Here is a 7,748-nt window from a genome sequence, read left to right as displayed (position 1 = left end):
CGTCCCGGCGGGGGCCGCGGCATCCCAGCCAGGGTGGGCGACGACCGGCTTGCCGGTGACCCGCGCGGCTCAGCCGGCCAGGGCCTCCTCCGGTTCACCGCGATGGCCGGCGCGGGACCATCCGGCGGCAGCCGCCGATCAGCCGGGCGACCGCCGCCGGGCGCGGAAGCCGGCGCTGCCGTCCCGGCGGGGGCCGCGGCATCCCAGCCAGGGTGGGCGACGACCGGCTTGCCGGTGACCCGCGCGGCTCAGCCGGCCAGGGCCTCCTCCGGTTCGCCGCTCACCCGCGACTGAGTCTGCCTGGGCCCGGTGGCCTGCCGGTGCGCGGGATCGCGTACCTCGCCGACCAGCAGCTCCAGTACGTCCTCCAGCGCGACCAGGCCGAGGATGCGGCCGGACGCGTCGGCCACCTGCGCCAGGTGGGTGGCGGCCCGCCGCATCACCGTGAGCGCGTCGTCCAGCGGCAGTTCGGCCCGGAGCGTGGTCATCGGGCGCCACACCTGCTGGGGCACGGCCCGCTCGGAGTCCTCCAGGTCGAGTACGTCCTTCACATGCAGATAGCCCATGAAGGCGCCGGTCTCCGCGGCGACCGGGAAGCGGGAGAAGCCGGTCCGTGCGGTCAGCCGGACGATCTGCCCGGGCGTGACCGACGGGGGCACCGTCACCAGCGACTCGCGCCTCAGGAGCACGTCGGTGACCGGGCGCGAGCCCAGTTCCAGCGCGTCCTCCAGGCGCTCCTGCTCCTCGGGGTCGAGCAGCCCGGCTTGACCGGAGTCCTCCACCAGCCGGCCCAGCTGCACGCTGGTGAAGACGGCCTCGACCTCGTCCTTGGGCTCGACGCGGAACAGCAGCAGGATGCCCTGGGCGCAGGCGCCGAGCGCCATGGTGATGGGCCGGCACAGCCGGGCGAAGGCGACCAGACCGGGGCTGAGCCACAGCGCGGCCTTCTCCGGCGCCGCCATCGCCAGGTTCTTCGGCACCATCTCGCCGATCACCAGGTGGCAGAAGACCACCGCGGCGAGGGCGATGACATAGCCGAGCGGGTGGATCATGCCGTGCGGCAGATGGATCCACTCGAAGACCGGCTCCAGCAGATGAGCCACCGTCGGCTCGGCGACCGCGCCGAGGGTCAGCGAGCAGACCGTGATGCCGAACTGGGCGGCGGCCATCATCTGCGGCAGGTGCTCCAGGCCGTACAGCACCTGGCGGGCCCGGGCGCTGCCAAGCGGTTCGATCTGGCTGCGGCGCACGGAGACCAGCGCGAACTCGGCGCCCACGAAGAAGCCGTTGGCGAGCACGAGCAGCGCGGCGAAGACGAGTTGCAGCAGGCTCATCGGACCGCCTCCGGGACCGGGGCCACGGGGGCGGTGCGCACCAGCCGGACCCGTTCCGCCCGGTAGTGGCCGACCTGGCGCACCGACAGCCGCCAGCCGGGCAGCTCGGCCCGGTCGCCCGGTGCCGGGATACGGCCGAGCAGATCGGCGACCAGGCCCGCGACGGTCTCGTACGGCCCCTCGGGCACGTCGAGACCTATCCGCCGCAGGACGTCGACGCGGCAGCTGCCGTCGGCGTCCCAGGCGGGCCTGCCGTCCTCGGGCGGCGCCACGGCGAGTTCGGGAAGGTCCTGGCCGTCGTGCTCGTCGCGGACCTCGCCGACGAGTTCCTCGACGATGTCCTCCAGGGTCACCACCCCCGCCGTGCCGCCGTACTCGTCGACGACGACCGCGATGGGCTGTTCGCTGCGCAGCCGGGCGAGCAGCGGCTGCACGGGCAGGGTCTCCGGTACCAGCAGCGCCTTGTGGGCGATCCGGCCGACCGGGGTGCGCAGCCGCTCGTGCGGCGGGACCGCCAGGGCGTCCTTGAGGTGGGCCATGCCGACGATCTCGTCGATCTTCTCCCGGTAGACGGGGAAGCGGGACAGCCCAGTGGCCCGGGTGAGGTTGACGACGTCCTCGGCGGTGGCCGAGGACTGGAGTGCGCTGACCTTCACCCGCGGGGTCATGACGTGCTGCGCGGTCAGCTCACCCAGTGACAGGGTGCGCACGAACAGGTCGGCGGTGTCCTGTTCCAGGGCTCCCGCGAGGGCGGAGTGCCGGGCCAGCGAGACCAGCTCGCCGGGGGTGCGGGCGGAGGCCAGTTCCTCGGTGGGTTCGACGCCGAGGGCGCGCACCAGCCGGTTGGCGACCGCGTTGAGCGCGGCGATCACCGGGCGGAACAGGCGGGCGAACCGGTGCTGCGGGCCCGCGACGAACCGCGCGACCTGCAACGGCCTGGACACCGCCCAGTTCTTCGGTACGAGTTCGCCGATCACCATCTGGATCGCGGAGGCGAGCAGCATGCCGACGACCACGGCGACGCCGGGGACGGCGCCGTCGGGGATGCCCGTCGCGGTGACCGGGCCGTTCAGCAGCTCGGCGAGGGCCGGTTCGGCGAGCATGCCGACCACCAGGGAGGTGATCGTGATGCCGAGCTGGGTGCCGGAGAGCTGGAAGGACAGCTCCCGCAGCGAGTCGACGACCCTGCGGGCACGTCGGTCTCCCTCGGCCGCGGCCTTCTCGGCGTCCGGCCGCTCGACCGTCACCAGGCCGAACTCGGCCGCGACGAAGAAGCCGTTGGCGAGGATCAGCAGGAATGCGGCTGCCAGGAGCAGCAGGGGGGTGGTCATGATGCCGCCGCCTCCGCGGTATGTCGGGAGGGGGCGGCGCAGGTACTACAGGACGATCCGTCCATCGCCGGAGAGGGTCACTCCTCGGGTAGCAGGAACCCCTGTGCGCCGGGCGGCGCGGCAGGGGCGGAGGCACAACGGGAACGCCTCCGCCCACCAGATTAATCAAGACACCGGCCGCCGCGGCAGGGTGGACGGCCCGGAGTCAGCCCTGATGTCGGTCCGGGCCCTTGCCGGCGCGGGCCTCGGCGAGCGCCCGCAGGGCGCTCGCGTCGGCGATGGCCCGCTGTTTGGCGATGCCCGGCTGGATGCCGAGCGCGGGCAGGCTGGTGCCGTCGCTGAGGTCGAGGAAGACCCAGGGGTCGCCCGGACGGAGGTTCACCCGGAGGATCTCCGCCCACTCCAGGCGCCGCCTGCCGGCGATGTTGACGACGGTGACGCCGGACTCGTCGGCGACGACCTTCACCCGGGCGAGCTGGGCCAGCACCCAGAAGATCAGTGCCCCGGTCAGCACGAAGCTCAGCCGCTCCCCCGGGCCGAGCTGTTCCAGTGCCAGCGCGACCCCGGTTATCACCAGGAGTATGGCCACTCCGGCGGTGAGCAGGATCACCCGGGTCAGATGCGGGCGGAAGGTGACGGGCAGGGTGGGCGGTTCCGACGGCGCGGACATGCGGGTGCGGCCTCCTCGGCGGTCAGAGGCGGCAGGCGTGGATGGCCGTGGTCAGGATGGCCCGCGCGCCGATGTCGTACAGGTCGTCCATGATCCGCTGGGCGTCCTCGGCCGGGACCATGGCGCGGACGGCGACCCAGCCCTCGTTGTGCAGCGGCGAGATGGTCGGGCCCTCCAGGCCGGGGGTGATGGCGACGGCCTGTTCCAGGTGCTCGGCGCGGCAGTCGTAGTCCATCATCACGTATGTGCGGGCGACCAGGACGCCCTGGAGCCGGCGCAGGAACTGCTGGACCTTCGGTTCGACGGACTCGTCGGCGCTCGCGCCGGTGCGGCGGATGACGACCGCCTCGGACTTCATGATCGGCTCGCCGATGACTTCGAGTCCGGCGTTGCGCAGCGAGGTGCCGGTCTCCACGACGTCCGCGATGACCTCGGCGACACCGAGTTCGATGGCGGTCTCCACGGCGCCGTCGAGGTGCACGACGGAGGCGTCGATGCCCTGGTCGGCGAGGTGCTTGGCGACGATGCCCTCGTAGGAGGTGGCGACCGTCCTGCCGCTCAGGTCCGCGACGCCGGACGCCGTGCCGGGCTTGGTGGCGTAGCGGAACGTGGAGCGGGCGAAGCCGAGCGGAAGGATCTCCTCGGCGTTGGCGCCCGAGTCGACCAGCAGGTCGCGGCCGGTGATGCCGATGTCGAGGCGGCCGGAGGAGACGTAGATCGCGATGTCGCGGGGGCGGAGGTAGAAGAACTCGACCTCGTTGGTCGGGTCGACGGTCCGCAGTTCCTTGGACTCCCGGCGCTGCCGGTAGCCGGCCTCATGCAGCATGTCCGCCGCAGGGCCGGAGAGGGAACCCTTGTTGGGGACGGCGATGCGCAGCATGAGGTCGGCTTCTTTCGTGTGACGGGAGGGGCGGTACGGGAACTGCGGGGGGGTGTGGGTGCCCGTGGCGGGCGCGGCCGCTCGGGCCTACAGATGGGCGTAGACGTCGTCGAGGGAGATGCCGCGGGCCACCATCATCACCTGGACGTGGTACAGCAGCTGGGAGATCTCCTCGGCGGCCGCCTCCTTGCCCTCGTACTCGGCGGCCATCCACACCTCGGCGGCCTCCTCGACGACCTTCTTGCCGATGGCATGGACTCCCTTGCCGACCAGTTCGGCGGTGCGGGAGGTCGCGGGGTCGCCGTGGGCGGCCTTGTGCTGGAGCTCGGTGAACAGCTCCTCGAACGTCTTCTTGGACATGGTGGTCTTACCCTACGCGGTTGCGGGGACTCCTCAGCGCCAGGGTTCGGATACCGAGCGGAGTGTGGCCGCGGTGGCGACGGCGGCGGTCACCGCCTCGTGCCCCTTGTCCTCCCGGGAGCCCGCAAGGCCGGCCCGGTCCACGGCCTGTTCCTCGGTGTCGCAGGTCAGCACGCCGAAGCCGACGGGTACGCCGGTCTCGACCGACACCTGGGTCAGGCCCTGGGTGACGCCCTGGCACACGTAGTCGAAGTGCGGGGTGCCGCCGCGGATGACGACGCCGAGGGCGACGATCGCGTCGTAGCCGCGGCCCGCCAGCACCTTGGCGACCACCGGCAGCTCCCAGCTGCCGGGGACCCGGAGCAGGGTGGGTTCGTCGATTCCCAGGTCGCTCAGGGCGCGCAGGGCGCCGTCCACCAGGCCGTCCATCACCTTCTCGTGCCACTGCGCCGCGATGACGGCGACCCTGAGGTCGCCGACGTTCCGCACGGACAGTTCCGGTGCACCCTTGCCGCTCACGTGTCTCCTCAGTGCTGTTTCTACTGGTTGCCGCAGCCCGACGCGGCCGGTGCGTCCAGCCAGGGCAGGTCGTGGCCCATCCGGTCCCGCTTGGTGCGCAGGTAGCGGAGGTTGTGCTCGCCCGCGTGCACGGGCATCTGCTCGCGTCCGGTGACCTTGATGCCGTGGCGCAGCAGCGCGTCGGTCTTGTCGGGGTTGTTGGTCATCAGGCGGACGCTGCGTACGCCGAGGTCCTCCAGGATCCTGGCGCCGGCGCCGTAGTCGCGGGCGTCGGCGGGCAGGCCGAGTTCGAGGTTGGCGTCCAGGGTGTCCCGGCCGCGTTCCTGGAGTTCGTACGCGCGCAGCTTGGACAGCAGGCCGATGCCGCGGCCCTCGTGTCCACGCAGATAGACGACGACGCCGCGGCCCTCGTCCCGGATCCGGTCCAGGGCGGCGTCCAGTTGCGGGCCGCAGTCGCAGCGCAGCGAGCCGAAGACGTCGCCGGTGAGGCATTCGGAGTGGACGCGGACCAGGACGTCCTCGCCGTCGCCCAGCTCGCCGTGGACGAGGGCGACGTGTTCGACGCCGTCGGCGGTGGAGCGGTAGCCGTAGGCCGTGAAGGTGCCGTGCCGGGTGGGCAGGCCGACCTCGGCCTCGCGGCGGACGGCGGGTCCGGGCGCGGGCGCGCGCCGCTGGGCCGGTGCGGCGGGCGCGGCGGCGCGCAGGTAGGCGATCAGTCCCTCGATGGAGATGATCGTCAGGCCGTGTTTGCGGGCGAACGGGATCAGCTCGGGCAGGCGCAGCATGCGGCCGTCCTCGCCGGCGATCTCCACGATCGCGCCGGCCGGCCGCAGCCCGGCGAGCCGGGCGAGGTCGACGGCGGCCTCGGTGTGGCCGGGGCGTGCCAGGACGCCGCCGGGCCGGGCGCGCAGCGGGAAGACATGGCCGGGGCGTACCAGGTCGTCCGGTTGGGCCTTGCCGCTCGCCAGCAGCTGGAGTGTGGTGGCGCGGTCGACGGCGGAGATCCCGGTGCTCACGCCGTGCTCGGCGGAGGCGTCCACGGAGACGGTGAACGCGGTCTTCATGGACTCGGTGTTGTCCTCGACCATCTGCGGGAGGTGGAGCCGGTCGAGTTCCGTGCCCTCCATGGGGGCGCAGATCAGGCCGCGGCACTCGCTCATCATGAACGCGATGATCTCGGGGGTCGCCTTCTCGGCGGCGACGACGAGGTCGCCCTCGTTCTCCCGGTCCTCGTCGTCCACGACCACGACGGGGCGGCCGGCCGCGATGTCCGCGACGGCCTGCTCGATCGGGTCCAGGGTGATGTCCTCGGCATGGTCGGTGCCGTACAGGATCGGTGCCGCGGTCATGCGGGCGCTCCTTCCAGGACGGGCCGCGCGTCCTTGCGGGAGCGCAGCCACCAGTCGCGCAGGCCCCACAGGACGAGTGCGCCGTAGATGACGTAGACGAAGCCGGAGAAGGCGAAGCCGTTGGCGAAGTTGAGCGGGACGCCGACGGCGTCGACCAGGAGCCAGGCGAGCCAGAACTCGACCATGCCGCGCGCCTGGGCGTACATCGCGACGACGGTGCCGACGAAGATGTAGGCGTCCGGCCAGGGGTCCCAGGACAGCGAGGGGTAGGCGTGGAACAGCCCGGACACGGCGAGGGTGCCGACGGCCGCGGCGGCGAGCAGGGCGGCCCGCTCGCGCCAGGTGGCGAACCGTACGGCGATGTGGCCGTCCGCGCCCCGCGCGGAGCCGCGGTTCCACTGCCACCAGCCGTAGCCGGCGACGACCATGACCACGACCTGCTTGCCGGCGCTGCCGGAGAGGTGGGCGGTGGCGAACGCGGCGAACAGGATGAGCCCGGACAGGAACTGCGTCGGCCAGCTCCACAGGGAGCGGCGCCAGCCGAAGGCGAGACCGACCAGGCCGATCACGTTGCCGATCATGTCGGACCACTTGATGTGCTGGCCGAAGAGGGTGAACGCCTGTGAGTTGAGCCAGGTCACCGGGTCGCCCCCTGGTCCGCGAGCAGCCGCTCGACGTACTTGGCGATGACGTCGACCTCCAGGTTGACCGGGTCGCCGGGCTGCTTGTGGCCGAGCGTGGTCAGGGCGAGGGTGGTCGGGATCAGGCTGACGGTGAAGTGGTCGTCGCCCGCCGCCACGACGGTGAGGCTGATGCCGTCGACGGTGATGGAGCCCTTCTCGACGACGTAGCGGGCGAGGTCCGCGGGCAGGGAGATCTTCACGATCTCCCAGTGGTCGGAGGGGGTGCGTTCCAGGACTTCGCCGGTGCCGTCCACATGGCCCTGCACGATGTGCCCGCCGAGGCGCGCGCCGACGGCGGTGGGGCGTTCGAGGTTGACACGGGAGCCGACGGTGAGGACGCCGAGGCTGGAGCGGTGCAGCGTCTCGGCCATCACGTCGGCGGTGAACTCGTCGCCCTCGTGGTCCACGACGGTGAGACAGACCCCGTTCACGGCGATGGAGTCGCCGTGCCGTGCGCCCTCGGTGACGACGGGTCCGCGGAGCCGGAAACGGGAGGCATCGCCCAGGTTCTCGACGGCGGTGACTTCACCCAGCTCTTCGACGATTCCGGTGAACACTTCCCGGGTCCTCCTGCCTCTTCGGGCACGGACTCCGGGGCCTGTCGATGACGACAGAAGAAGCG

At 72.0% G+C, this 7,748-nt stretch carries 9 protein-coding genes; all 9 read right to left on the bottom strand.

Annotation, left to right across the window (positions count from 1 at the left end; genetic code table 11):
• Positions 1 to 248: 248 nt before the first annotated feature.
• Positions 249 to 1,334: a hemolysin family protein gene (locus tag ACIRFL_RS09100; RefSeq protein ID WP_404025640.1), complete on the bottom strand. Its 1,086-nt coding sequence runs from the start codon at positions 1,332 to 1,334 to the stop codon at positions 249 to 251.
• Positions 1,331 to 2,665, bottom strand: a complete 1,335-nt coding sequence (locus ACIRFL_RS09095; RefSeq protein ID WP_404025638.1) for a hemolysin family protein — start codon at positions 2,663 to 2,665, stop codon at positions 1,331 to 1,333. Before ACIRFL_RS09095 ends, ACIRFL_RS09100 begins: the two co-directional genes overlap by 4 nt.
• 205 nt (positions 2,666 to 2,870) lie before the next feature.
• Entirely contained in the window at positions 2,871 to 3,335 is a 465-nt protein-coding gene (locus tag ACIRFL_RS09090) for a PH domain-containing protein (RefSeq protein ID WP_404025636.1), read from the bottom strand.
• A gap of 22 nt (positions 3,336 to 3,357) precedes the next feature.
• Complete coding sequence (gene hisG, locus ACIRFL_RS09085) at positions 3,358 to 4,215, bottom strand: ATP phosphoribosyltransferase (RefSeq protein ID WP_404025633.1); 858 nt, start codon at positions 4,213 to 4,215, stop codon at positions 3,358 to 3,360.
• Between the two features lie 87 nt (positions 4,216 to 4,302).
• Entirely contained in the window at positions 4,303 to 4,575 is a 273-nt protein-coding gene (locus ACIRFL_RS09080; RefSeq protein WP_007491392.1) for a phosphoribosyl-ATP diphosphatase, read from the bottom strand.
• 33 nt (positions 4,576 to 4,608) lie between these two features.
• Positions 4,609 to 5,094: a 6,7-dimethyl-8-ribityllumazine synthase gene (gene ribH, locus ACIRFL_RS09075; protein ID WP_404025629.1), complete on the bottom strand. Its 486-nt coding sequence runs from the start codon at positions 5,092 to 5,094 to the stop codon at positions 4,609 to 4,611.
• A 20-nt stretch (positions 5,095 to 5,114) separates the two neighbouring features.
• A complete protein-coding gene (locus ACIRFL_RS09070; RefSeq protein ID WP_404025627.1) occupies positions 5,115 to 6,443 on the bottom strand; it encodes a bifunctional 3,4-dihydroxy-2-butanone-4-phosphate synthase/GTP cyclohydrolase II in 1,329 nt (442 codons plus the stop codon).
• Positions 6,440 to 7,084 carry a nicotinamide riboside transporter PnuC gene (locus ACIRFL_RS09065; RefSeq protein ID WP_404025625.1) on the bottom strand — a complete coding sequence of 215 codons (645 nt, stop codon included), beginning with the start codon at positions 7,082 to 7,084 and terminating at the stop codon, positions 6,440 to 6,442. The genes ACIRFL_RS09070 and ACIRFL_RS09065 overlap by 4 nt, the downstream gene beginning before the upstream one ends.
• Positions 7,081 to 7,683, bottom strand: a complete 603-nt coding sequence (locus ACIRFL_RS09060) for a riboflavin synthase (RefSeq protein WP_404025622.1) — start codon at positions 7,681 to 7,683, stop codon at positions 7,081 to 7,083. The genes ACIRFL_RS09065 and ACIRFL_RS09060 overlap by 4 nt, the downstream gene beginning before the upstream one ends.
• Positions 7,684 to 7,748 lie beyond the last annotated feature (65 nt).

The sequence above is a fragment of the Streptomyces sp. NPDC102462 genome, from assembly GCF_044765425.1.
GTDB lineage: Bacteria > Actinomycetota > Actinomycetes > Streptomycetales > Streptomycetaceae > Streptomyces.
Note: the sequence above shows the minus strand (reverse complement) of the source record. Positions and strands in the feature narration are given on the sequence as shown.